The sequence below is a fragment of the Phytohabitans aurantiacus genome (genome assembly GCF_027923225.1).
In the GTDB taxonomy this organism is placed as follows: domain Bacteria; phylum Actinomycetota; class Actinomycetes; order Mycobacteriales; family Micromonosporaceae; genus Phytohabitans; species Phytohabitans aurantiacus.
In genome coordinates this window covers 1-24,833 of the sequence record NZ_BSDI01000070.1, presented here as the reverse complement: position 1 = coordinate 24,833, position 24,833 = coordinate 1, and the positions used below count along the sequence as shown (strand labels likewise).

General features: G+C 69.8%; 23 protein-coding genes, 1 tRNA gene and 1 pseudogene. 9 read left to right on the top strand and 16 right to left on the bottom strand.

Annotated features, from left to right (window positions below; translation table 11 throughout):
- Positions 1-378: 378 nt before the first annotated feature.
- Both QMG73_RS40440 and QMG73_RS40435 read right to left on the bottom strand, forming a co-directional pair.
- Positions 379-966: a sigma-70 RNA polymerase sigma factor region 4 domain-containing protein gene (locus QMG73_RS40440; RefSeq protein WP_281904578.1), complete on the bottom strand. Its 588-nt coding sequence runs from the start codon at positions 964-966 to the stop codon at positions 379-381.
- On the bottom strand, positions 915-1,271 hold the full coding sequence (locus QMG73_RS40435) for a hypothetical protein (protein WP_281904576.1): 357 nt from the start codon (positions 1,269-1,271) through the stop codon (positions 915-917). The genes QMG73_RS40440 and QMG73_RS40435 overlap by 52 nt, the downstream gene beginning before the upstream one ends.
- Positions 1,272-2,969: 1,698 nt before the next feature.
- Here QMG73_RS40435 and QMG73_RS40430 point away from each other — a divergent pair.
- The gene (locus tag QMG73_RS40430) at positions 2,970-3,704 is read left to right on the top strand and encodes a hypothetical protein (protein ID WP_281904573.1); all 735 of its coding nucleotides are present in this window, start codon (positions 2,970-2,972) and stop codon (positions 3,702-3,704) included.
- Positions 3,697-4,638 carry a TRM11 family SAM-dependent methyltransferase gene (locus tag QMG73_RS40425; RefSeq protein ID WP_281904572.1) on the top strand — a complete coding sequence of 314 codons (942 nt, stop codon included), beginning with the start codon at positions 3,697-3,699 and terminating at the stop codon, positions 4,636-4,638. Before QMG73_RS40430 ends, QMG73_RS40425 begins: the two co-directional genes overlap by 8 nt.
- Positions 4,639-5,401: 763 nt before the next feature.
- On the opposite strand, the gene QMG73_RS46520 is transcribed toward QMG73_RS40425, so the two are convergent.
- Positions 5,402-5,620 carry a recombinase family protein gene (locus tag QMG73_RS46520; protein WP_407676923.1) on the bottom strand — a complete coding sequence of 73 codons (219 nt, stop codon included), beginning with the start codon at positions 5,618-5,620 and terminating at the stop codon, positions 5,402-5,404.
- A gap of 59 nt (positions 5,621-5,679) precedes the next feature.
- Positions 5,680-6,021, bottom strand: coding sequence for a hypothetical protein (locus QMG73_RS40420; protein ID WP_281904570.1), 342 nt, complete (start codon positions 6,019-6,021; stop codon positions 5,680-5,682).
- 813 nt (positions 6,022-6,834) lie between these two features.
- On the opposite strand from QMG73_RS40420, the gene QMG73_RS40415 reads away from it, so the two are divergent.
- The 3 genes from QMG73_RS40415 (at position 6,835) to QMG73_RS40405 (ending at position 9,305) form a co-directional block, all read left to right on the top strand.
- Positions 6,835-7,044 carry a helix-turn-helix transcriptional regulator gene (locus tag QMG73_RS40415; protein ID WP_281904567.1) on the top strand — a complete coding sequence of 70 codons (210 nt, stop codon included), beginning with the start codon at positions 6,835-6,837 and terminating at the stop codon, positions 7,042-7,044.
- 3 nt (positions 7,045-7,047) lie between these two features.
- The gene (locus tag QMG73_RS40410) at positions 7,048-8,277 is read left to right on the top strand and encodes a tyrosine-type recombinase/integrase (protein ID WP_281904565.1); all 1,230 of its coding nucleotides are present in this window, start codon (positions 7,048-7,050) and stop codon (positions 8,275-8,277) included.
- Positions 8,278-8,462: 185 nt separating this feature from the next.
- Positions 8,463-9,305, top strand: a complete 843-nt coding sequence (locus QMG73_RS40405) for a hypothetical protein (protein WP_281904563.1) — start codon at positions 8,463-8,465, stop codon at positions 9,303-9,305.
- Between the two features lie 194 nt (positions 9,306-9,499).
- On the opposite strand, the gene QMG73_RS40400 is transcribed toward QMG73_RS40405, so the two are convergent.
- The 3 genes from QMG73_RS40400 to cmk all read right to left on the bottom strand — a co-directional run bounded on the left by QMG73_RS40400 (position 9,500) and on the right by cmk (position 11,738).
- Positions 9,500-9,573, bottom strand: a tRNA-Pro gene (locus QMG73_RS40400).
- A 105-nt stretch (positions 9,574-9,678) separates the two neighbouring features.
- Positions 9,679-11,061: a ribosome biogenesis GTPase Der gene (gene der / locus QMG73_RS40395; RefSeq protein ID WP_281904561.1), complete on the bottom strand. Its 1,383-nt coding sequence runs from the start codon at positions 11,059-11,061 to the stop codon at positions 9,679-9,681.
- Positions 11,058-11,738 (bottom strand): (d)CMP kinase, encoded by a 681-nt coding sequence (gene cmk, locus QMG73_RS40390; RefSeq protein ID WP_281904560.1) that lies wholly within the window; start codon positions 11,736-11,738, stop codon positions 11,058-11,060. The genes der and cmk overlap by 4 nt, the downstream gene beginning before the upstream one ends.
- Before the next feature lie 88 nt (positions 11,739-11,826).
- Here cmk and QMG73_RS40385 point away from each other — a divergent pair, with 88 nt between their 5' ends.
- The 3 genes from QMG73_RS40385 to QMG73_RS40375 are packed head-to-tail and all read left to right on the top strand — an operon-like array spanning position 11,827 to position 13,851.
- On the top strand, positions 11,827-12,882 hold the full coding sequence (locus QMG73_RS40385) for a hypothetical protein (RefSeq protein ID WP_281904559.1): 1,056 nt from the start codon (positions 11,827-11,829) through the stop codon (positions 12,880-12,882).
- Positions 12,883-12,886: 4 nt separating this feature from the next.
- Positions 12,887-13,222, top strand: a complete 336-nt coding sequence (locus tag QMG73_RS40380; RefSeq protein WP_281904558.1) for a tRNA-binding protein — start codon at positions 12,887-12,889, stop codon at positions 13,220-13,222.
- 5 nt (positions 13,223-13,227) lie between these two features.
- Complete coding sequence (locus tag QMG73_RS40375; protein ID WP_281904556.1) at positions 13,228-13,851, top strand: class I SAM-dependent methyltransferase; 624 nt, start codon at positions 13,228-13,230, stop codon at positions 13,849-13,851.
- A gap of 345 nt (positions 13,852-14,196) precedes the next feature.
- Here QMG73_RS40375 and QMG73_RS40370 read toward each other — a convergent pair whose 3' ends face one another.
- From QMG73_RS40370 to ald, 7 genes and pseudogenes are all read right to left on the bottom strand, one after another.
- Complete coding sequence (locus tag QMG73_RS40370) at positions 14,197-14,985, bottom strand: pseudouridine synthase (RefSeq protein WP_281904555.1); 789 nt, start codon at positions 14,983-14,985, stop codon at positions 14,197-14,199.
- On the bottom strand, positions 14,975-15,778 hold the full coding sequence (scpB, locus tag QMG73_RS40365) for an SMC-Scp complex subunit ScpB (protein ID WP_407676925.1): 804 nt from the start codon (positions 15,776-15,778) through the stop codon (positions 14,975-14,977). The genes QMG73_RS40370 and scpB overlap by 11 nt, the downstream gene beginning before the upstream one ends.
- A gap of 1,165 nt (positions 15,779-16,943) precedes the next feature.
- Positions 16,944-17,927, bottom strand: a pseudogene (locus QMG73_RS40360) (segregation and condensation protein A); the annotation flags it as partial.
- A complete protein-coding gene (locus tag QMG73_RS40355) occupies positions 17,924-18,571 on the bottom strand; it encodes a hypothetical protein (protein WP_281904554.1) in 648 nt (215 codons plus the stop codon). The gene QMG73_RS40355 and the pseudogene QMG73_RS40360, both read right to left, overlap by 4 nt.
- 5 nt (positions 18,572-18,576) lie before the next feature.
- Positions 18,577-19,506, bottom strand: a complete 930-nt coding sequence (locus QMG73_RS40350) for a ParA family protein (RefSeq protein WP_281904552.1) — start codon at positions 19,504-19,506, stop codon at positions 18,577-18,579.
- Between the two features lie 139 nt (positions 19,507-19,645).
- The gene (locus tag QMG73_RS40345; protein WP_281904596.1) at positions 19,646-20,575 is read right to left on the bottom strand and encodes a site-specific tyrosine recombinase XerD; all 930 of its coding nucleotides are present in this window, start codon (positions 20,573-20,575) and stop codon (positions 19,646-19,648) included.
- 48 nt (positions 20,576-20,623) lie between these two features.
- A complete protein-coding gene (gene ald, locus QMG73_RS40340; protein WP_281904549.1) occupies positions 20,624-21,751 on the bottom strand; it encodes an alanine dehydrogenase in 1,128 nt (375 codons plus the stop codon).
- Between the two features lie 223 nt (positions 21,752-21,974).
- Between ald and QMG73_RS40335 the strand changes: the two genes are divergently transcribed.
- Positions 21,975-22,235 carry a TM2 domain-containing protein gene (locus QMG73_RS40335; protein ID WP_281904547.1) on the top strand — a complete coding sequence of 87 codons (261 nt, stop codon included), beginning with the start codon at positions 21,975-21,977 and terminating at the stop codon, positions 22,233-22,235.
- 74 nt (positions 22,236-22,309) lie between these two features.
- Here the strand turns inward: QMG73_RS40335 and QMG73_RS40330 are convergent, their stop codons facing one another.
- Together QMG73_RS40330 and QMG73_RS40325 are read right to left on the bottom strand one after the other, a co-directional pair.
- Positions 22,310-22,855: an NUDIX domain-containing protein gene (locus QMG73_RS40330; protein WP_281904595.1), complete on the bottom strand. Its 546-nt coding sequence runs from the start codon at positions 22,853-22,855 to the stop codon at positions 22,310-22,312.
- Between the two features lie 50 nt (positions 22,856-22,905).
- A complete protein-coding gene (locus QMG73_RS40325) occupies positions 22,906-24,672 on the bottom strand; it encodes a CTP synthase (RefSeq protein ID WP_281904546.1) in 1,767 nt (588 codons plus the stop codon).
- Positions 24,673-24,833 lie beyond the last annotated feature (161 nt).

Below are 24,833 nucleotides of genomic sequence, written 5' to 3'. Positions count from 1 at the left end.
AGCGGATGGGAGGCGCCACCTCGGAAAGTCAGGGATGCGGGCCGTGGGAGCCTCGCTCCTTCACAAGCCGCAGGGATCGGGGTGAACAGGCCCACTGCCGGCCGGCCCGCACCCCTGCCCTTGGTGGCGCGGGGAACCACCGACCGGGCGCCGGCTGTAGGCGGGGCTCTTGCGGTGATTCCTTGCCCACCAAGGGCTCCGGTTGGGTACCCAACACAGCACCGGCCCGCGTTCGGGCACCCAACTGACCCAACCAGCGCCGGTCCGGTGCCGCCGAAAACCGGCGCCGAAGGGACGGATCCGGGCCGCAAACGCAAAAATGCGGGGCGGCGACCCTGCTCGGGTCGCCGCCCCGCGAAGCGGTGCAACGGTTGTGAATCAGGCGGCACCAGCCGTCACCGGCATCCGCTGCGGCTGCGCCGCTGTGTCCGGGTGGCCAAGGGACGACGACGCCGGCCGGTCGGCGCGGCGCCGCCGCGATGCTACTGCGGCTTGGGCGCGGCGTCGCCGCACCGTGTCCGGCAGCACGTGCGGTGCCCAGCTCAATTCCCCGAGGCTGATGGCCTCGGCCAGGCGCCGCTCGGCTTTGCGCCGCCATGCGGCGGCCAGCGGCACGCTGATCCCGAGCTTGTCGGCGACCACGCGCAGCGGAATGTCCTCGAGCCGGGTGGCGCAGATCAGCAGGTGCTCGTCGGGGTCGATAACCGCCATCGCGACCGCGCGGGCGAGCACCCAGTCCGGGTGGTCCCAGGGGTGGTGCGGCGGCACCGACCAGGCCTTGCCTACGTGCACGATGTCGGTGTCCTCGTCCCGCTCGCGCGCGGCTTTGACTGCGCGGGCACCGGCGTCGATGAGCCGGCCACAGATCCGCGGCTCGTCCACATCGACGGTGCGCAGCCGGTCCAGGAACCCGGTCAACAGCTCGGCGTCGAAGTCGCTGGTATCGCCGTGCCAGCCGGCTGCCAACCGGCCGGCGGCACGGCGCAGCCCGGCATCGCGACGCCGACCGCGGCGACGACCCAAGCAGATCCCTCGTGGCGGGCGCGGATGACCAGGTCCCGCCAGACCTGGTCGCGCACCGGTCGCGAGGTGGCGTCGGAGATGAGCAGGCGGCGCAACTCGTCCAACGGCACGCTGCGCTGCGGCAGACCGGTAACGCCGCGGGCATCGAACACCAGCGGCGGGTCGGGTGGGCAGGTCAACAGCTCGAATGCGCGCTCGGCCGCGGTCAGGGGCGATTCGGGCCAGCGCTTCGACGAGGTCTTCGGCATGGTGTGCTCCCCGATGTCGGGCTTCGCAGGCGCCGCGACAGGCGCCGGCGCGGGTGTCGCCTCCTATCGGCGCACGCCGACCCAACGGGTTGGCCAACCAGCACCCACCGGTTCGATCAAGGCCAGGGTGGCCCGAATACGGCCGTGGTTGGCCTGTTGAATCCAGCTCAGCCGCGGGTCGACCCTTCGATCCAACGGCGCCAGCCCGCCATGCGGCGCGGCGGCACCACATGCGGCCACCGGACGGCTTTGTGCAGGTCAACCGCGGCGTGTTGGGTTGGTTGGCGAGCTGCTACCCAACCAGGGCCGGACGGCAGCGGGATGCGCGGACGATGGCCGGGTGCCGACGGGTCCGCACGGGGCTGCGCCGGTGTCGCGCCCCGCGGGCGGTCGACCGGCCGACGGCCCGTGCGTGGTCCCGACGGGGACACCGCGGCGCCCGCTGACCGCCGCGGTAAACGGTCGGGGCTCCGGTGCGGCAGGGTCCTCGACGGTCCGATGCTCGGCGGACCGCTCACCGGTACGGCAGGCAGGACCGCGGTACCGGCAGTCCCCAACCGCGGTACCGCTTCAGGACCGGTAGCGGTACGCAGGTCCGGTCCGGCGGTACCGCACCACGGGCGTACCGCACACCGGCCGGTACCGCGTCAGGACCGCCGGGACCGGTCCAGGACCGCCCGGTACCGCGCGGCGCACACGGTCACCCGCCGGTCCTCACCTCGTCAGGCACCACCTCGCCCGATCGCGCAGCCCTCCCCCAAGTCCACTGTCCGACTACGGTCAGCGACCATCGCGGCTGCGGCGTCCACGAACTCCGGCGCCAGAACTGGTCGTCGCGACCCCGCGCCACGCGGCTCGCCACCTCGCCCTGGACCCGCCGACACCACCGGAATGCTCTGCGACTTGCGTGTCGGTTCACACGCCGCTGCCGTGTTGTCGGCGGCAATGGCACGGCGACGGTCGAACGCGAGACGAGGCGTCGCCGACGGGCACCCTGGTACATGAATCCACCTGGCTGCCAGCACTGTCCGTGACAGCCCTTGCCGCGGGATCCGGTCAAACGGGTGCCGGCACGCCCCATCGTCGCCATCGACGACCCATCCCGACCGCAATACCGGGCCGGTACCGCGGTCCCAGGACCGGTATGTCGATCTTGTCAGGACCGCGTACCGCGGTCCCGACCGGTCGCCCGCGAGCCGGGTCCAGGACCCGACCGGGACCTCACCGGTACCGGTCCGTGCGGCGGCCGGTACCGCGGTCCCGAGGGCGGCCCCGGCCGCGGTACCGCACCGGGGTCGACGCGGCTACCGCGCGGTCAGGCCCGAGGGGGCCGGGCCCGGATCATTCTGGACCGGTCGGGCGGCGGCAAGCCCTTCGGACACCGCGCCGAGCCGGACCGGCAAGGACCCGGCCCACGGCCAGCCACGTCTCGACCCACCCCGGTTGGGTCAGTTCAGTTGGGTCGGTTGGGTGCCCCACGGCGACCCAACCGGTCAGTTGGGTGCCGTGGTTGGCCGGGCCCGGCGCCGGTTGGTTGGCCGGTGACGAACCGGCGCCGACGGGCGCGTGCGCCCGCTCACCGCCCCGGTTGGGTGCCGGTTGGGTGCCGCGCAGGCTCCGACCGCTACGGGGCGAGGGCCAGTTGGGCCATGCGTTGGCGTGAACAAGGCCCATCCGGCGCGGGAGCCACACCCGCCCATGACTTCATCGCACGATCCCATCCACGACATACCCGACGACCACACCGGTACCGGCCGCGGCGGCGACGATCCGCTCGGCCTGTCGCAGCTGATCGCCAGCGGCGTCATCGACGTCGTGCCCGGCGACCCGCCGGTACCGATCACCGTCTGGCGGGTCGCCGAACCCGGTCGCATCGCCCAACTACTCGTCGGCCTGTACACCCGGGTCGGCGACACCATCGTGTCCCTCGGCCACGACCCCGACATCGCCGGCGCGGCCGGCGCCGGCGGCTGCCGCTACCTACCGGTCGACGCCGCACACCGGCTGGCCGACCTCGACCACGTGGCCGGAGCCGTCCGGCTGATCATGCTGCCGTGGCCACCCGCCACCCGGGACGGCACAGGCCCCGCCGCGTCCGGGCCGGTCATGTCCGGGCCGGCGATGGACGCCGAGGCGATGGTGGACCTGTTCACCGCCTGCCGGATCCTGCTGGTCGCAGACGGCTACACCATCGTCGCGGTCCCGCCCGCCACCGCCGCGAACGTCGCGCACCTGTGGCAGCTGGTCCCCGCAGCCCGCAAGGCCGGGCTTGGCTGGGTGGAACAGATCGTCGCCATCACCGCCACCATCGACGGCGACGAGCTCGACGTGCCGGCCGCACCGGCCGACCGGGCCACCCTGCGTCTGGCCAACGAGCTGACCGTACACATCGATCTGTATGTGTTTGTTATCCGGGGAGGCCGCCATGGTTGACCCGCGCCAGGCGCATGTCGCACCCGTAGAGCCGGTCGCGTCAGGCGAGTCGCCGTCCACCCGCGCGACCGTGGACCCGGCCCTGCGTGTGTCGGTGCTCATGGTCGGCCAGCGCAGTGTGGCCGCCCAGCGACGCGGACGGTACGTCGCGGGCTCCGGCGCCCACCCGGCCCGGATGGTCCCCGACCTGGCCCGCGCGCTCATCGCCGACTACACCCAACCCGGCGACTGGGTCCTGGACCCGCTCGCCGGCATCGGCACCACCCAGGTGGAGGCCATCCACCTGGACCGCAACGCCTTCGGTATAGAGATCGACCCCGGCTGGGTCGCGCTGGCCCGCGCCAACACCGCCCTGGCCCGCAGCCAAGGCGGCACCGGAACAGGCCGGGTCGTCACCGCCGACGCCACCCGACTGCCGCGCGGCATCCCCACCAGCCTGCGCGGCCAGTTCCAGCTCGTGCTCACCTCACCGCCGTACGGGCGCACCATGCACGGCCGGGTTGAGCACCGCCGCGGCCCCTTGGTGCGCTTCCACAACCGGTACGGCATGCCGGATCCGGCGAACCTCGCCCACCGCCGGCGGACCGGGCTCATCGACGGCATCAGCGCCGTCTTGGCCGGCTGTGTGCCGCTGCTGGCTCCCGGCGGCATCGTCGCCGTCGTGTCCCGGCCGTGGCGACGCGACCACGTGCTACACGACCTGCCCGGGCAGATCCTGCGGGCCGCAGTCTGCGAGGAGTTGGAGTTCGTCCAGGACCGCAAGGCGATCCACGCCGCCGCCCGCGACGGACTGCTGCTGGCCCGGCACTCCTTCTACCAGCTGCACGTCACCCGCCAGACCCGCGCCAAGGGCCGCCCGGCGCTACTCCCGCAACACGACTACGTCGCCATCCTGCGCCGGCCGCCCGACGCCGACCATGCGAGGCGCCAATGATCCGGCGCCCGGACACACAGGCCCCAACCGCGACACGCGACGAACACCGCATCAAACAGGTGCGCCGCGCGGCTCGGGGCGCGCATCGGAACACCGTCACGACCGACCAGCGACGACTGGCAGCGCCCGCCGTACCTGGTGGCCACGAATGCCGGAACCCTCTAACCGCCGTTCCGGCGACGAGGCGGCGACCGCATGGCTAACCCGCACACCTCGGATGGTGCTCGCCCCACACGGTCGGCGGCATGGCGGCCTCGGCGGCGGCCAAGGCCTGGCCGTGCTGGCGTTCAAGGTCGCCCCACCCGGTCCATGGCGGCGACACGCGGACGGCGTCGCGGCGGGTGGGTGTCGGCGCGACGTTCGGCCTCGTCGGCGGCGCCGACGGCGCGGTCCCGGTCGGTCTGCGCGGCATGCCGGTCGTGCAGGCCTAGTCGCGGTCGCCAGTGTCACCGTAGCGGCCAGCGTGCTGCGGCACGCCCATTCCCGCGACGGCGCCCACACCGCCCGCGGACGCCGGCCACATCCTCCGCCGACGAGCACGCCGAGGCACTGCGGCAGCGTCGAGGCCGAGGTCGACCGACTGCGGAGCGAGCCCGCGGCCGCCGCCGACCCATTCGCGGAGACCACGGGGCCCCCGCGAAAACGGCTCGTCGACGCCGTTGACGCCGAGCAAAGCCGGCTACGCGCCGATCTCGCCCACAACTGGCTGGCAACTCAGCCGAAGGTGTTGTACTGAGTGTTGCCGTCGCCGCCTTGGACGCCCTCAACCGCCATGAAACCCCGCCCGCTCGTGGCGCTGAGATTGGCTCCTGGCTCGGTCGAGCAACTCGCGGCCGTCTCGCGTGCGTAGAAGCCGATGCACATGAGACGGCCACCAGCGGAGACCGCCGCCGGGCGTGAGAATGCCGTCGGCGTTCAGCGTGTCGCAGATGTCCACCAGCCGTGCGCCACGTTGACGTAGGCGTACGACCTGCTGCAGCACGTGATCTGGGCATGAACGCGGTCTGCCACGCCTCGCAGGAGCGGTAGCGTTCCCCGGCCTCACGGTGAACCGCCGGCCTCAGGTCGCTCCACGGCATCGTTGGCTGGCGAAGGCCCTGGTCCCACCTCGGTAGTCGTCGAGTTTGCTGTATCTCTTGGCGATTCCGGCGGGCCGGTCGGGGTGCCACGCAGGTTGGACAGCAGGTTGAGCGCGCTGGCCAGCGACTGCCGTGGGATCAGTAGCGCCCAGTCCCGCGGGTGGAACCCGTCTGAGACGTGACGAATGGCTTTCAGGCCATCGACGCCATGCCACTTCGCGATGAGGGCAGCAAACGCGAGCCACATACCCCATGCGACGAGCACGACGGCGGGTAAGGCGATGACGGCGACAACGGTCGCCAAGGAAGGAGACATTCCGCACCTCGACGATCTCACGTGATTGACCATGATCAACTCGTTAAGATCGCCCCGTCGGCCCTACTCCGACGCGTGCGCCGCGTCACGTACCTTCTGGCCGTGACCCCCTCGTGCCGAAGCAATCCTGGGTGACTTCGGTGCCTCCCGGCATTCGAAGCGCGAAGTCCGCTGCCTCCCGGCAGTGGGGTGCCGACTCGCGTGCTGCCGCAGTCGGCGGGCTCGTAGGGGCCCGGATCAGATGACTTCCATGCTGGTCATGGTTGCACAGCTTCTGGCCGTTTCCGGTAATTCGCATCCGCCTGGCGGCGCCACGAGCAACCGGACGAGGACCCAGTTGCGGAGCGCGGCCAGGTGCCGGCTTGGGCGATGTCCGAGCCGGGGCTCCCAGCCCTCGGTTGGGTGAACCCAGTTGGGCCAGTTGGGTGGCGGCGCCGAACCGGGTGCTACCGACGGCCGGCCAGTTGGGCCGTGGGTGGGCATGACTCACCAAGTAACGACTGCCGCCGCTTGCGGCACCGAAGTCGTTTCGGAGAACCGGCTACCACGCCACGACACCCCCGCTTCCGCGTCGTTGACGTTCGGCCGGCCCATGTCCGCCCAGAGGCCGCCCGACTCTCGCCGCCCTGGTGAACCAAGGCGTTGGCAGGACAACGGCGAGTCGCGCTACTCTCCCGCGCCGCTGCCCGAACACGGCAGTCTCCACCACGGATCGCGGAGGACCGCCGAGGCCAATGACCATTACGACCAGCACGTCGATACCGGCGCCCGTTCCCCCGACGCAGCAGCGGGCCGGTTGCCATGACCGAGGCCGCGAACAAACTCTGGCAGCCCGATCCGCTGCTGACCATCGACCAGGTAGCCAACTGGCTGGGCAAGCCCAAAAACACCCTCTACGCCTGGCACAGCCGAGGCAAAGGCCCGCGCGCCATCCGCGTCGGCAACACCCTTCGCTACCGGCGCAGCGAGGTCGAACGCTGGCTCGACGCCCACACCGATGCGGAGCGGTGAGCTGTGGCCCGGCCTGAACTCCCCATCGGCACCTGGGGCAAAATCCGCACCGAGAAGCTCGGCCCCAACCGGTTCTGCGCCCGAGCCCGCTTCCGCGACTACGACGGCAAGACCCGCGACATCGAGGCCACCGCAGCCACCGGCCCGGCCGCCGTCCGGGCACTGAAGGTCAAGCTCCGCGACCGCACCACGCCCAACGAGGACGAGATCACCCGCGAGACCCGCCTCAGCACCCTCGCCGAGGCGTTGATCGACGAGATCACCGCCGAGGAACGCCTCAAGCCGCAGACCATCCACCGGTACCAGACCAGTCTGCGCACCGCGATCCTGCCCGCCCTGGGCAACCTACGGATTCGAGAAGCCAGCGTGGGCCGCCTCGACAAGTTCCTGCGCGGCATCGCTACAGACCGCCCATCAGCGGCCAAAGGCGCCAAGGTCGTCCTCGGGCAGATGTTCGCCCTCGCCGTCCGACACGGCGCCATCGCAAGCAACCCGGTCCGCGACACCGGCCGGCTACGCAAACCGCGACGCAAGCCCGTAGCCCTCACTGACGAGCACCTCCAGACAGTCCGCACCGCAATCCGGCAATGGCAGCAACCCACCCCAGGCAAGCCCGGACCGCATCACACTGGCGACCTCGCCGACATCATCGACCTCATGCTCGCCACCGGCGCCCGCATCGGCGAGATCCTCGCCCTGCGCTGGGAAGATCTCGACCTGGCCGCCGAACGCCCAACCCTGACCATCTGCGGCACCCTGGTCTACGTCAAAGGCAAGGGCCTATTCCGACAGGAGTGGACCAAGAGCGACGCCGGCCACCGAATGCTCGTCCTGCCCCGCTTCGCGATCGGCATGCTGATGGCCCGCAAACTCGTCGCCGCCGACAACCCGAACGACGCGATCCTCACTTCCCGGCGCGGCACCTGGCTGTCCCCCAACAACGTCCGCCGGCAGTGGCGCCAGGCCCGCGCCGACACCGGCCTCGAATGGGTAACGCCGCACACCTTCCGCAAGACCGTCGCCACCCTCATCAACCAGGAGGCCGACACCAAAAGCGCCGCCGCCCAACTCGGGCACGCCAGCGAAGACGTCACCGACACGTACTACATCGCCAAACCCGTCCTCGCACCAGACGTCTCCGACATCCTCGAACAACTCGGTGTCGATATCGGCGCCGATAGAGGAACCAACGAGCCCAATCCCGGCCATCGCAAATCGAAGCGGGCCGCATAGCCACCGCAACCGCCTACCTACGCCGTCACCAGAGCGCCGTCACCAGAACATGGCTCCCCCGTCGGCGTACAGGTGAACACGCCCAGCTGCATGCGCCAGAACGCCGACATTGCAGATCTTCCAAAGCTCAACTTCGATCGAAATCCGATCGTAACCGACTTGTCGCCCTGAGTATGCTGGCCGCCGTGCAACCTGAAGATCAAGAGATCGAGCGCAACGCCCGCGCTTCTCTCGCTGCGTTTATCCTTCGCGCCCGGCGCGTCGAAGAACACTCGCTCGCCCGCGATCGCGCCGCCCTGCACCGGCTGGCACGGATGGAGTTCAGGGTCCAGGTCACGCCATCAACCGGAAAAGCGACGTGGATCCAGGAGTTCCCGCCGGAGGAACAGGTCGAGTCGGCTGCGGCCCGGGTGCGGCCGTTAATCCTCAACGACGACCCGACCCACTACGGAAAGGCCCTCAAGGCCCTCAGCTACCTCCTGCACGCGTCGGGCGCGCCAGAACCGGTGATGAAGGACCTGCGGGGCCTCAAAGCCGAGTGGGCCGCAATCCAACCGAAGGGACAGGCGGTTCGCGGCTACTACATGCAGGTGTCCAATACAGACTCCGGCGAGTTCGAACAACTGACCGACAACGTCCTCGGATTCGCGTGGATCTACGGCGACGTCGTTCACGCTGACGCCGAGCGACTAGCACAAACCCGCAAGTTCGGTGTGAAGGAGCGCTTCCGCGCGGCAGTGCCGCTGGTCGCGCACATCATGATGCTAACCATCGGCACCTTGAACTTCATTCGGTACACCCAACAGCACGGCATGGTCTCCGGTCTGGATGCAGCCTTCGACGCCGAGGTGGTTGTGACCGAGACGACGTTCCGCGCGGAAGGACAGGTCTTCCTCAGCGAACCGGACTCCTCCGGCCAGCCGATGACGGTGCCGCCCATCGACCAAAACCTCGGAGACGACTGGAAGCCGATCCACGAGGTCCTCGGTCCCCCCGACCCCGCACCTGCGTCACCGGAGTCTCCCTAGCAGACTGTGGCTGACAAGGCCCAGAGATCGATTCACGCCACCGTCAGACACACCAACACCCAGAACGATGCACATGGATGACAAACCTGATTGCCGACCCAGGTTTTTGGGGGGTTTTCGGGGGGCGGTTCGAAACTCAATAGACAAAAATCGAAGCCCTAACCGCGTTTCCGCAGGTCAGGGCTTATGTCTCGTCGGGACGGCCGGATTCGAACCGACGACCCCTTGACCCCCAGTCAAGTGCGCTACCAAACTGCGCCACGTCCCGTTGCTCCGGCCTCAACCGCAGCAGCCGCTACAGCCTAGCGCAGCCCAACCCAGACCACGCAAACGCCCCACCGGCAAACCCGCTACCGCCCCACCGGCAAACCCACTACCCGTGCGGCTTCCCCCGCCCACCAGGCCCCTGCCGCTTCCGCGGCTTCACGGACACCTCGACAGGACTCCCCTCGAACCCGAACTCTTCCCGCAGCTTCCGCTCCACGAACCGCTGATACCCAGCGTCCAGCGGCGCCGTCGTAAACAGCACGAACCGCGGCGGCCGCGTCCCCGCCTGCGTAGCGAAGAGGATTCGCGGAGCCCGCCCGCCACGCACCGGGTGCGGGGTCTCCTGCACCAGAGCTGTCAGCCACTGGTTGAGCTGCCCGGTGGGGACCCGCGTCTCCCAGCTGTCCAGCGCCGTCCGCAGCGCCGGCGCGAGCTTGTCGACGGCTCGGCCGGTCTGGGCGGAGATGTTGACCCGCAGCGCCCACGGGATGCGTCGCAGTTCCCGGTCGACTTCCTTCGACAGCAGGTACCGCCGATCATCGTCGACAAGATCCCACTTGTTGAAGGCGATCACCACGGCCCGCCCGGATTCCACGACCATGCCGATGATCCGCTGGTCCTGCTCGCTGATCGGCTCGCTGGCGTCGAACAGGACGACAGCCACCTCGGCGGCTTCGATCGCGGCCGCGGTACGCAAGCTGGCGTAGTACTCGGTGCCGCTCGCCTTGCCGACGCGCTTGCGCAGGCCGGCGGTGTCGACCAGTTGCCAGGTTTCGCCGCCGATCTGGACGAGGCTGTCGACGGGGTCGACGGTGGTGCCGGCGACGGCGTCGACGACCGCGCGTTCTTCGCGGGCGAGGCGGTTGAGCAGGCTTGACTTGCCGACGTTGGGGCGGCCGACCAGCGCTACCCGGCGGGGGCCGCGCTCGGTTGGCTCGGTGATGGGAGGCGGTGAGGGCAGCGCGTCGAGGACGGCGTCGAGCAGGTCGCCGGAGCCGCGCCCGTGCAGGGCGGAGACGGGGTGTGGCTGGCCGAGGCCCAGCGACCACAGGGTCGCCGATTCCAGCTCGATGTTGTTGTTGTCGGCCTTGTTCGCCACCAGTAGGACCGGTTTGGCGCTGCGGCGCAGCATCTTGACGGCGGCCTCGTCGACATCGGTGGCGCCCACGGTGGCGTCGACCACGAACAGGACCACGTCGGCGGTGGCGACGGCGGATTCGGCCTGGGCGGCGATGGCGGCGGCGCGGTCGCGGGCGTCGGGTTCCCAGCCGCCGGTGTCGACGACGGTGAACTGCCGGCCGGACCAGTTGGCGTCGTAGGGGACCCGGTCGCGGGTGACCCCCGGCGTGTCTTCGACGACTGCCTGGCGGCGGCCGATGATGCGGTTGACCAGCGTGGACTTGCCCACGTTGGGGCGGCCCACCACGGCGACGACCGGTATGTACCCGGTCGGCTCGGTGGACACAGCGATCTCGGAGGGGAGTGTCACGCCTGTACCCGCCCGTCGAGCAGCGCGCGCAGCCTGGACACGACCTCGTCGATGCCGAGGCCGGTGGTGTCGAGCACGACGGCGTCGTCGGCCTGCTGCAGCGGGTCGGTGGCCCGCGTCGAGTCAAGCTGGTCGCGCCGGTGCAGGTCGGCGGCGGTCGCGGCCACGTCGGTCGCGTCTTCCGCGCTGCGGCGGCGGGCCCGCGCGTCGGCCGACGCCGTCAAGTAAACCTTCAGGTCGGCGTCGGGCGCCACGACGGTACCGATGTCTCTGCCCTCGACGACCATGCGTCCCGCCTCGGCGATGAGCTTGCGCTGTTGGGCCACCAGCAGCTGGCGTACCCACGGCACCGCCGCCACCGCGGACACCGCGCCGGTCACCTCCGGGCCCCGGATGGGGCCGTCGACGGCCGTGCCGTCGACGCTGATGTGCGGCGCGGACGGGTCGGTGCCGATCTCGAGCTGGACCTCGCCGGCGACCTTGGCCACCGCGTCGCTGTCGTGCGGTTCGACGCCCGATTGGAGCACCGCCCAGGTCACGGCCCGGTACATGGCACCGGTGTCGAGATACTGGGCGTCAAGCGCCGTGGCGAGCCGCCGCGAAACGGTGGACTTGCCCGAACCGGACGGGCCGTCGACAGCGACCACACAACGCCCGGAATCCACCATTTCCGTCACCACGCCTCCTCGCGAAGTACCTTGCCACCCTCAATCATGCCCGGTCGCGATTCCGCGCTCACGTCCGACCTTGAGTAGGCTGCGTGCCATGTCGTCGGTCGCGCGGTTCCTGCGCTCACGCCGGCGGCAGATCACGCTCGCTGTCCTGCTCGGCGTCACCGGCACATTTTTGCTGGTCGCGGGCGTGTGGGCACCCGGTTATGCCCAGGAAATCATGGTCAACCTCGGTGCCAGCCTGGTCATGGTGGCGCTGTCATTTGTCGTCTTCGACCCGATTTTCGAAGATATGCGGCGTAACGCCGTCGAGGAGCACCGGACCCTCAACCACGACCAGCTGGTGACGAACATCGCCGCCGCCAGGGTCGAAGTGGACATCCTGGAGACCTGGACGGGGCTGCTCGAAGACCGGTACCGCGACCGGTTCCTCGACGCGGTCACCACCGCGGTGCGCGCCGGCGTCGGCGTGCGGGTGCTGCTGCTCGACCCCGAGTCGTCCGCCGCCGAACAGCGCGCCGAAGAACTGCACCACACCCAGGTGCCACTGCTGATCATGGACAACCTGCGCCACCTGTACACCTTGCGCCGCAGCCTCGACCCGCTGGTCGCGCGGCAGTTGCAGGTCCGCGTCTACGACGCGTCTCCCTCGATCCAGCTCTACCGGTGGGACGACAAGTCGTTCATCTCCTTCTTCCCCGTCGGTGTGCGGGCCTACGACGCGCGGCAGATCGAGGCGTTCATGTCCAGCCCGCTGGGCGAATTCGTGTCGAGCCGCTTCGAAGACCTGTGGAGCGAGTCGACGACGCGGACGCTGGAAGACTTCATGTCACTGCGGCTCACCATACGACTCGGCACCGACAACCTGGCCACCAGCGACGCCCACTTCGTACGACTCGACGGCGACTGCTTCGTCGACGGCTCCTCGCTCCTGGACCACCTCACCGACCACGGCGCCCGCCGCCTCAGCCTCGCCGTCGGCGGGTTGCGCGACGCCATCTTCGACATGGTCCGCCTCGACCAGCACGACCCGGCGCGGCGGGCGACCGTGGTAGCGCTGTTCGACGCGAAGTACGGCAGCGGGCACGACCACCGTGTCATCCTGCGACTCGTGCCGCGCGCCGCCGATAGCCAGCCACTGGCACACTGAGATCGTGTTCATCGACTACGAAGACTTCGCGAAGGTCGACATGCGCGCCGGGCGCATCGTCAAGGTGGAAGAGTTCCCCCGGGCGCGCACACCCAGCTACAAGGTGCTGGTCGACTTCGGCCCCGAGATCGGCGAACGCTGGTCCAGCATGCAGGCCGCCCTCGCATACCGCCCAGAAGAGCTGCTCGACACCCTCGTGGTCGGCGTGGTGAACCTGCCCGAAAAGAACATCGCCGGATTCAAGTCGCAGGCGCTGATCCTCGGCGTGCCGGCGGAGGATGGCAGCCTGTCGCTGCTGCGCCCCAGCCGAGGCGCACAGCTCGGCAGCAGCGTCTACTAAACCCGATGTCTACCAGCCTTTGGGCGCGCATCATCACCAGCCAGCCGGCCGCCGTGCGCACGCATCTCGACGCTGAGCGCCGGCTCGCGTCCACTGTGGCCACTCGGTACCGGTCGCTGGTCGAGGTCGGCTGCGCCGACGGCAGCCTGCTGCTGCCGGTCGCCCGCCGCCTCGGCCTCGACTACCTCGGCGTCGATCTCGCGGCGGGCGCGGTCGAGGCCACACAAGCGTTGAAAGCCCATGCTGTACAGGCCGACGCCGTCGACCTGGCCGCACTCCCCCTGCCCGCCGGGCCCCTGCTGATCGGGTACCCGTTCAACGTCTTCGGCAACCTGCCCGACCCACCACGGACACTCGCCGCGGCGGCCGCCACGAGCGCCGACGCGCTCATACTGACCTACGACACCTCACCGGCCGCCGCGGCCCTGCGCACCGAGTACTACGCCGCCTGCGACCTGCCCGGCGAGCTGATCACCGACGAGACCGGCGTGCACTTCGAGTCGGGCACCTTCCGCTCCTCGGTCTACCACCCCGAGGTGGTGCTGGCCTGGCTGACAGGAGCCGGCTACGAGGTGACCGTCACCCGATACGCCCAAGCCGGCCTGTCCTACCACGCCACAGCCCGCTAACCACCCGCGCCGCACGCCATACCCGCCGCGCCGCCTCCCACCGCGCCGCCCGCGCCGCCCGCGCCGCCCGCGCGGCGTCCGCCACGCCCGCCGCGCCGCCTCCGCCGATCAAGGGCAAACGCACGTGGTTCGATCTCAAATCCGCGTGCATTCGCCCTTGATCGATGCAGACCTCCTTGATCGACGACCGATGCCTCCGGCATAGGCGCGACTAAAGGCCTTCCGACAAGGCCAGCAACGCGGGTGGCGGATTATTTGGTACGCGGACAGTGGCTGGCGCCTCGGCGATGGCCGGCATATCCGCACACCACGTGCTCAGATACTCCCGCCGCGCGCCGACCCCTGTTACTCCTCGACGGCGCGGAACAGGGCGGCGACCTCGGTCTGCGTCAGCCTCCGGGTACGCCCGACCTTGATGTTGCCCAGCGAGATCGGGCCGATCTGGGTGCGGATCAGCCGCGACACCGGATGGCCCACCTCGTCGAGCAGCCGGCGCACGATGTGCTTGCGCCCCTCGTGCAGCGTGATCTCCACCTGCGCGGTACGCCCAACGGTGTCCACCACCTTGAACGCGAGCGCCTTCGCCGGCCCGTCCTCCAACTCGACGCCGGCCAGCAACCGCCGCCCCACACCCTTCGGCACCGGCCCTGCGACCTCGGCCAGATAGGTCTTGGGTACCTCGTACGACGGGTGCATCAGCCGGTGCGCGAGCGTGCCATCGTTGGTGAGCAGCAGCAGTCCCTCACTGTCGGCGTCGAGCCGCCCGACGTGATAGACCCGCTGCTCCAACGTACCGATGTAGTCGGCGATCGCCTCCCGGCCGCGCTCGTCGGCCATGGTCGACACGACACCGCGCGGCTTGTTCATCGCCAGATAGACCAGCCGGCTGTCGGTGACGATCCGCTCGCCGTTGACGTGGATGACGGCATTCACCGGGTCGACCTTGTCGCCCAGCCGCGCCACCTTGCCGTCGACGGTCACCCGGCCACGGGCGATCAGTTCCTCGCTGGCACGGCGAGACGCGACTCCGGCCGACGCGAGCACCTTCTGCAGCCGCTCCCCGCCCTGATCGGAGGCCTGGTTGGTCCGGGTGGGCCGCGGCGCGCGGCGCTCGCTGGGCTGCTTACTGGGCATCGGCGAACTCGTCCACGTCGTCGGGCAGGAACGGGGCCAGCGGCGGCAACTCGTCGACCGTGTTGAGGCCGAGCTTCTCCAGGAACAGCACCGTCGTACGGTACAGGTGCGCTCCGGTCTCCGGCTCAGTGCCGCACTCCTCGACGAGACCGCGCGAAACCAGGGTCCGGATGACGCCGTCACAGTTGACACCGCGAATCGCCGAAATCCGCGACCGGGTGACAGGCTGCTTGTACGCGACCACGGCCAGCGTTTCCAGCGCCGCCTGGGTCAGCCGCACCGACTGCCCATCGAGCACGAACCGCTCCACGTAGGCCGCGTACGCCGGCCGCGTGTACAGCCGCCATCCGCCAGCCGCACGGCGCAACTCAAAACCGTGCCCGGCGCTCGTATAGTCCCCGGCAATCCGCGTCAGCATCGCCGCGATCCGCTCGGTGGGCTGCTCCAGCACCTGCGCCAGCACGATCTCGCTCACCGGCTCGTCGACGACCAGCAGCACCGCCTCCAGCGCCCCCCGCAACTCCCCATCGTCAATGAGCGCCAACGCATGCTCCGGCGCCTTCTCCTTACCCCGGGCCGCGGCCTGCGCCTCGCCGTCGAGGGCCGGTTCAGCTATCGCCCCGGCCTCCCCCGCCCCCTCCCGGGGCTCCACGCCAACCTCGCCGCCGCCCGCCTCAACCTCACGGACGCCACCAGCCCCAGCCGCGCTGCCGCCTTCACAGGCGTCATCGACCTCCGGCACCCCAGCCTCGCCGCCCGCTTCACCCCCACGGAAGCCCTCAGCCCCCGGCACCCCAGCCTCGCCGCCTTGACCCTCGCGGGCGCCGTCGGGCACCGGCACCCCAGCCTCGCCGCCCGCTTCACCCCCACGGAAGCCTTCAGCCTGCTGCGACACGCCGGCCTCGCCGCCGCCCGCCACGGCCTCCGGAATGCCGCCAGCCTCCGGCGCCGCCTGGGCCTTACCGCCGTCGAGGCCACCGTCGCCGAACACCTGAGCCTCCGGCGACAGCTCAGCTTGGTCGCCGGCCTCAATCCCGCGCCCGTCGGCAAGCGCAGCGCCGCCGTCGATCTCCGCACTCACGACACCGCCCGGAGACGCGTTCCCGCCGCGCCCGGAACCTCCTACGGCGGCCTCCGACTCGCCCTCCGCGCCAGAATCGGCATCGCCAGCGCTCGCGCGCTCGTCCGACTGTGAATCTTGATGAGTTATGGCGCTATCCGGACCATAAGTCATCAAGATCTCGTCGTCAGCGCCCGCAGGCGTCGCCGAGGGCTCGACCGGCCCCGCTCCATCAGCAACATCAACGATCTCCGCGCCAGGAACCGGCCCGGCGCCGCTGCCCGCCTTCGCGTCCGCATCAGCGCCTTCACCGTCGACGGTCTCGTCGACACCGCCCGGCGCGGCCTCCGCGACAGGCTCCGGCTCCGGCTCCGGCTCCGGCTCCGGCCGAGCTTGCCCTGCGGGGCGGGCGGAGGCTGGCACGTAGTCGGGGCGCTGCCAGGGTGGCACCCACCCGGCGGCCTGTTCGGCCAGGGACTCCGGCCTTTCGTCACTCATTCCGGCTGTCCTCGGCTTCCTCGTCCCGCGACGCGTCCTCATCCCGCGACGCCTCCGGCGACGCGTCCTCATTCCGTGCGGCTTCCGGCAACGCCTCCGCGGACGCTTCCTCAGGCCGCGCCCCCTCCGGCGACACGTCCGGCAGCGCTACCGCGTCTCGCGACGCGTCCGGCGCCTCGTTCTCGGGCCGCGACACCTCGGGCAACACCTCGGGTGGCGCGTCCTCAGACCGCGACGCGGCCGATGGCGCCTCCTCAGACAGGGACGTCTCCGGCGACGCGGCCTCGCCAACCAACGCGTCCAGCGAAACTTCCCCGAACCCCGCCACTTCCGGCACCGCGCCCTCTAACCGCGACGTCTCCGGCACGGCGGCATCGCCACCCGACACATCCGGCAGCGCGCCCTCGCGATCCGATACCTCGGGCAGCGGCCCTGAAAGGGCCTGCTCGGAACGGGATGCTTCCGGCGACGCCGCCTCGTGGCCCGGCGCGTCTGGGGGCGGTTCTTCCGCGGCCGTGTCCTGTACCGGCGAGCCGGCGTACTCGTCGATGTCGAGTTCGTCGCCTGCGTCGTCGCCACCGGTCCAGCGCACCGTCAACTCTCCCAGCGCCTGCACCTGCGCGAAGCCGACCAGACCCTCCCGGTACAGCTCCAGCAGTGCCAGGAACCGCGCCACCACCTCCAGTGTCGACTGGCAGTCGGCGCACAGTACCCGGAACGTGGCGGTGCCGGCGCGGCGCAGGCGGTCGCGCAGGAGGGCGGCGTGTTCGCGGACGCTGACGCGTACCTGGTGGACGTGGTCGATCGAGACGACCTTGACCGGTTTGGGGGTCATGGCCTTGATCGCGAGCTTCAGCAGTCTTTCGGGGCCGATGCCGAGGACCAGGTCGGGCAGGGCTTCGGCGTACCGGGGTTCGAGCGAGACCGAGCGTGGGTACCGCCGGGCGCCTTCGAATTCCAGGGCCGCGATGTGGGCCGCCGCTTCCTTGTACGCCTTGTATTGGAGCAGCCGCGCGAACAGCAGGTCGCGTGCTTCGAGCAGGGCGAGGTCGTCTTCGTCTTCGACCTGGGCGGTGGGCAGCAACCGGGCGGCTTTGAGGTCGAGCAGGGTCGCCGCGATGATCAGGAACTCGCTGGCCTCGTCGAGGTCCCAATTGTCGCCCATCGCCCGGATGTACGCGATGAACTCGTCGGTGACCCGGTGCAGCGCCACCTCGGTGACGTCGAGCTTGTGCTTGCCGATGAGCTGCAGCAACAGGTCGAACGGCCCGGTGAAGTTCGCCAGCCGCACGGTGAACTTCCCGGTGTCGGGGGGCGCGGCATCAGCGACGTTGGAAGGCGGGGGCGGCTCCACACCCTGACCGTATGACACGGCCGCGCTCATACCCACATCCTCATCAGCGGCCCACCCACCAGGTCGAACAGCCAGTGCAGCAGCGGCGCCCCGAACGGGAAGATCAGCAGGATCAGCAGCGCGACCACGCCCAGGTTGTTGTCGACGAGCCATTGCCGTGCCCGCAACCCGCCAGCCGTGGGCCGGCGCATGCTCGCCCACAGCAGTCCCCAGCCGTCCAGCGGCGGCAACGGTATCAATGCAAGCAGGCCGAAGCAGAGCAGGCCAACGGCGACTGACAGTAGCATCTGGGCGCCCGCGGTCGGGGCGACCGCACCGCGCAGTACGTCGGATGGCGCGTTGATGAGCAGGGCCGACGAGTAGTCGGGATAGACGAGCGTGTACGCCATGAGTCCCAGCTCGCCGAGCACGAGGCCGACGAGGGGGCCGACCATGAACACGAGCCCTCGATACCGGGGCGGGTCGTCGACGCCGTGCCCCCAGCCGGTGCCGCCGAGCGCGGCGGCGACGGCGCCGAAGGGGTCGATGTCGCGGCGCGGATCCGGCAGCAGCGGACCCCTGCCGTAAAACCGCCGGAGGACGAGCCGCAGCAGGAAAGCGCGCACGGCGACCGCGAGCAGGAACGCGATGACGAGGCCGACGAACGCCGCCGGCTGTCCGAGTGCGAACAGCACCCCGGTTACCGCTCGGACTGGGCGGCGATCACCTCGCGGGCCAGCTGCCGGTAGTTGCGCGCACCGGAAGACGCGGGATCGAGGGTGGTGATCGGTGCACCGGCCACTGTGGACTCGGGGAACTTGACCGTCTTGGTGATGACGGTCTGGTACACCTTGTCGCCGAACGCCTCGACGACGCGCTGCAGCACCTGCCGGCAGTGGGTGGTGCGGCTGTCGTACATGGTGGCGAGGATGCCTTCGAGCTCGAGGTCGAAGTTGAGCCGTTCGCGCACCTTGTCGATGGTGTCCAGCAGCAGCGCCACGCCGCGCAGGCTGAAGAACTCGCACTCCAGCGGGATCAGCACGCCGTGCGCGACGGTGAGCGCGTTGATGGCGAGCAGGCCGAGCGAGGGCTGGCAGTCGATGAGGATGTAGTCGTACTCCTTGCGCACGCTACGCAGCACGCGCGCCAAGGCCATCTCGCGGGCGACCTCGTTGACGAGCTGGATCTCCGCGGCCGACAGGTCGATGTTGGCCGGCAGCAGGTGCAGGCCGGCGACGTCGGTCTTGATGAGCACGTCTTCGGCCATAACGTCGTCCTGCATCAGCAGGTTATAGACCGAGAGGTCCAGATTGTGCGGGTTGACGCCCAGCCCGACAGAGAGCGCGCCCTGGGGGTCGAAGTCGACGAGCAGGACCCGGCGGCCGTACTCAGCCAGCGCCGCGCCCAGGTTGATCGTGCTGGTGGTCTTGCCGACGCCGCCCTTCTGGTTGGCGAGGGCGATGATGCGAGCCGGACCGTGCCGGTCAGTGGGCATCGGCTCGGGGATGGGCCGCCGCATCGTGTATGCCGTGGGATCGGCGGGACCGAGGTCAGCGCCCAGGTCCATCGCGTGCTGTTCTGCGCGCAGGGTGGAGGTCCACGACTCGACCCTCTCACCGTTACCAGCCATGGCCTGCTGCGCCCCCTCCCGACGACCGCTCCGCGTCGGACCCGACCGGACCCCTGCTGCCGCCACACAAAGCCCGGGTCGTTGCCCGACTGTACGCTACGGCCCTGGTCTCGACCGGGGCGACACTCCGAGGCTCAATTTATGAGAGTGCCCGAGGGTGCGCTGTCACATACACCTCACGCAGCCGCTCCACAGTAACCAACGTGTAGACCTGTGTCGTGGTCACGGACGCGTGACCGAGCAACTCTTGCACCACTCGCACATCGGCGCCGCCATCGAGCAGATGCGTAGCGTACGAGTGACGCAACGTGTGCGGCGACACCGCTCGGGGCCCTTCTACGGGCAATCCCGCGTGCAATGCGGCGCGGCGCAGGATTGCCCAAGCGCTTTGCCTCGACAGTGGACCGCCACGTGCATTGAGGAAAACGACCGGAGTGCTCTTCTTGATGAGCTCCGGCCGTGCGCGTACCAGATAAGCGTCCAGCGCCTCGCAAGCGTAGCCACCTACCGGTACCAAACGGGTCTTTCCGCCCTTGCCGCGCAGCAGCGCGGTGCCTTCCTCGCGGTCCAGGTCGTCGATCGCGGCGCCGACCGCCTCGGAGATGCGCGCCCCCGTCCCGTACAGGAACTCCAGCAACGCCCGGTCGCGCAGCCCCAGCGTGTCGCCGTCGTCGACGGCGGCGAGCAGGCGCTCCACCTCGGACACGTCCAGGGCCTTGGGCAGCCGGCGCGGCGGCACCGGCGGGCGCACGTCGCGGCTGGCGTCGTCTTCCACGAGGCCTTCGCGCACCGCGAATCGGTGCAATCCGCGAACCGCACTCGCCGCCCTCGCGGCCGACGCGGCGGACAGCGGAGAATGCTCCGAATCCCCGCCCCGCAATGCCGCGACATGCGCTGTGATGTGCGCGGGCGTCACCGCCCGCAGGTCGGTGACGCCGTCCGCCGCCAGCTTCATCGTGTACCGGTCAAGGTCGCGCCGGTACGACGCCAGCGTGTTCGCCGACAGGCCGCGTTCGACGGTCAGATGATCCAGATACGTCGAGACGGCCCGCTCGATCCCGCTGCCTATGCTGTCACCTCTTCGTTCGCGACTGCGGGGCTCGGTCGCTGCGCTCCCTCACTCCTCGCGCTCACGAATAACCTCCTCCAGCGCCACGCTGGCCATCCCGTGCGCCTCGGCGACCGGGCCGTAGGTGACCTGCCCGTCGTGCGTGTTCAGGCCCTTGGCCAGCGCGGAGTCGCGTCGCAGCGCCTCCCGCCAGCCATGGTTGGCCAGTTCCAGAGCGTACGGCAGGGTGACGTTGGTCAGCGCGTACGTGCTGGTGTGCGGCACGGCGCCGGGCATGTTGGCGACGCAGTAGAAGACCGAATTGTGCACCTTGTAGACCGGGTCGGCGTGCGTGGTGGGCCGCGAGTCCTCGAAGCAGCCGCCCTGGTCGATGGAGATGTCGACCAGTACGCTGCCGGGCTTCATCCGCGAGACGAGCTCGTTGGAGACCAGCGTCGGCGCCTTGGCACCGGGTACCAGCACCGCGCCGATCACCATGTCGGCGTCGAGCACGGCCCGCTCCACCTCGTACGCGTTGGAGGCGACGGTCTGCAGGTGGCCCTGGTAGATGGCGTCTGCCGAGCGCAGCTTGTTGATGTTGCGGTCGAGCAGCAGCACCTCGGCCTGCATGCCGAGCGCGATCGCGGCCGCGTTCATGCCGGACACGCCGGCGCCGATGACGACCACCTTCGCCGCGTACACGCCGGAGACGCCGCCCATCAGCACGCCGCGCCCGCCGCCGGAGCGCATCAGGTGATATGCACCGACCTGCGGCGCCAATCGCCCCGCGACCTCGGACATCGGTGCCAGCAGCGGCAGCGTGCGGTCGGCGGCCTCCACCGTCTCGTACGCGATCCCGGTGACCTTCCGGTCGAGCAATGCGTCGGTGCATTCCTTCGAGGCGGCCAGGTGCAAATAGGTGAACAGCACCTGCCCCGGCCGCATTCGGTGATGCTCCTCGGCGATCGGCTCCTTCACCTTGAGTACCAGCTCGGCGGCGCCCCACACGTCGTCGGCGGTGGGCAGGATGCGCGCGCCGGCCGCGGCGAACTCCGCGTCGGTGATCGAGGAGCCGAGGCCGGCGCCGGATTCGACGTACACCTCGTGCCCGACGCGAGCGAACTCGTTGACGCCCGCGGGAGTGATCGCCACCCGGTACTCGTGGTTCTTGACCTCGCGCGGGATTCCGACCTTCACGTTGCCGATACCTCTTTCCCGGACGGCGCCGCGGCGGCCCCTTTGCCCCGCGGTCACGCCAGCGTCCGCGCCGGCAGCGTAGCTCCGGCCGACACCCTGGTCAGGCGGCACGATGACAGCCGGTAGGCGAGCCGGCTAACGAAGTGTCAACCTTAGGCTCAGTGTCTCACATCGTGGACACTGTGCCCGACACCGCCTGGTCTGATCACTATGGTGGCGCCTCATGACCAATCCTCAGTACCAGCAGTACCCGCCGGCGGGCGTCTCGGACAAGAGCAAGCTCGTCGCCGGCCTTCTCGGCATCTTGCTGGGCGGCTTCGGCGTCGGCCGGTTCTACATGGGTGACACCAAGACCGGCGTGCTCCAGCTCGTCGTCACCATCGTGACCTGCGGCCTCGGCGGCATCTGGGGCTTCATCGACGGCATCCTGATCCTGATCAACGGTGGCGTCGACGGCCAGGGCCGCCCGCTGCGCGACTCCTGAACAAAAAGACCGCCTTCCGGGGCCAAGGCGCGTGACGCCTTGGCTCCGGCGCGTATCAGCGCACCAGCCGCGTATCAGCGCACCAGCGGAGTGTTCGCGGGGCGCAGCGTCGTCCAGTTCGCGGCCCTGGCCCGCGCCGCCGCCAGTACACCGCCCACCGCCGCCGCGTTCGTGATCTGACCGGCGAAAACGCGCGCCACGGCCTCATCCAGGTCGTACCACGCGAGCTCCAGACCGGCCTCCTCGTCGTGCCGCTCGTGGCGCTCCCCATCCGGTACCGGTGACAGGTCACGGGCCAGGAACAGCCGGATCACCTCGTTCGAGCAGCCCGGCGACGTGTGCAGGTCGATCAGCAGGTCGATCCGCCCAGCGACCAGATCGGCCTCCTCCGCCAGTTCGCGCAGCGCCGCCGCCGGCAGATCCTCCCCGTCGACGTCCATCAGGCCGGCGGGCAGCTCCCACAGCCGCCGGCCCAGCGGATGCCGGTACTGGCGCACCAGTACCACCCGGCCGTACTCGTCTACCGCGACCACGCCGACCGCGCCGACATGCCGCAGGTAATCGCGGGCCGCCACCCCGCCGCCCGGCATCGTCACCTCGTCGGTCACGACGTCGAACATCGCGCCGCGGAAGCGCTCGTGCCGCTCCCGGACCTCGAAGATGTGATCCGTCACGACGGGGTCGCCGCTTTGGCGGGCTTCGCGGCGGCCGCACCACGCGTGTTGCGCTGCTGCCGAGCCGCCGGCGGCACCTCCGGCTGCACGATCTCCACCGGCAACTGGTCAGCCTGCGAGTACGTCACCGCGGCACCCACGAACGCGTGGAACAGCGGGTGCGGCCGGGTCGGGCGGCTCTTGAGCTCCGGGTGTGCCTGGGTCGCCACGAAGAACGGGTGCAGCTCCGGGTTCAGCTCGATGAACTCGACCAGCCGGCCGTCCGGCGACGTGCCCGAGATGCGCAGGCCGGCCTTGGTCAGCCCCTCGCGGTACGCGTTGTTGACCTCGTACCGGTGCCGGTGCCGCTCGCTGACCTGGTCAGTCCCGTACGCCTTGGCCACCAGCGAACCGTCGGCGAGCTGCGCCGGGTACGCGCCCAGCCGCATCGTGCCGCCCAGATCACCCTTGCCGGCCACAATGTCTTCCTGGTCGGCCATGGTCGCGATCACCGCGTGCGCGGCGCCCTCGTCGAACTCCGTCGAGTTTGCGCCCTCCAACCCAGCCAGGTGCCGGGCCACCTCGATCGTCATGCACTGCAAGCCGAGGCAGAGACCGAGGATGGGGATGCCGTTCTCGCGGGCGTACCGGCTGGCTCCGATCTTGCCCTCGATACCGCGAACGCCGAATCCGCCCGGAATCACGATGCCGTCGACGCCGGCCAGCGCGGCGGCGGCGCCGGAGGCGCTGACGCACTCGTCGCTGGGCACCCAGCGCAGCTCGACCCGCGCGCGGTGGCTGAACCCGGCGGCCCGGATCGCCTCGCTCACCGACAGGTACGCGTCCGGCAGGTCCACGTACTTGCCGACCAGCGCCACCGTGATCGTGTGGTGCGGCCGGTGCACCCGGTCGAGCAGGTCGTCCCAGCTCGCCCAGTCCACGTCCCGGAACGACAGGTTGAGCCGGCGCACCACGTACGCGTCCAGACCCTCCCGGTGCAGCACCTTCGGGATGTCGTAGATGCTCGGCGCGTCCGGGGCGGCGATGACGGCCTCCCGGTCGACGTCGCAGTACAGCGACAGCTTGTGCTTAAGCTTGTCGGGAATCTCCCGATCTGACCGGCAAACGATCGCGTCCGGCTGGATACCGATGTTGCGCAGCTGCGCCACCGAATGCTGCGTCGGCTTGGTCTTCAGCTCCCCCGACGGCGCGAGGTAGGGCACCAGCGACACGTGCAGGTAGAAGCAGTTGTCGCGGCCGATCTCGTGCCGCACCTGCCGGATCGCCTCCAGGAACGGCAGCGACTCGATGTCACCGACCGTGCCACCCACCTCGGTGATCACCACGTCGGGCGTGCGCCCGTCTTCATCGGGCGAGGCCATCGCCCGGATCCGGGCCTTGATCTCGTTGGTGATGTGCGGGATCACCTGGACGGTGTCCCCCAGGTACTCCCCGCGCCGCTCCTTGGCGATCACCGCCGAGTAGATCTGCCCGGTGGTGACATTGGCGGCACCGGACAGATCCCGGTCCAGGAACCGCTCGTAGTGCCCGACGTCAAGGTCGGTCTCCGCACCGTCATCGGTGACGAACACCTCACCGTGCTGGAACGGATTCATCGTGCCAGGATCGACATTGAGGTAGGGGTCGAGCTTCTGCATGACAACTCGAAGCCCGCGCGCCGTCAGAAGGTTGCCAAGGCTGGAGGCGGTGAGGCCCTTACCCAGCGAGGAGGCAACGCCCCCCGTGACGAAAATGTGCCTGGTCGTCCGTGCTGATGGGGCCAACGTCTGCTCCCGTGGTCGTCCGTCTAGTGATGCCGACCGGCGGCCAAATGATCGCGCGATCCACGGGATTCCACAGTAACACCATCCCAGCCCACCGCACGGACACGCCCCCCGGCGGTGATCAGGGCGTCCCTCAAGTCGTTAGAGCGACTTGAGGGACG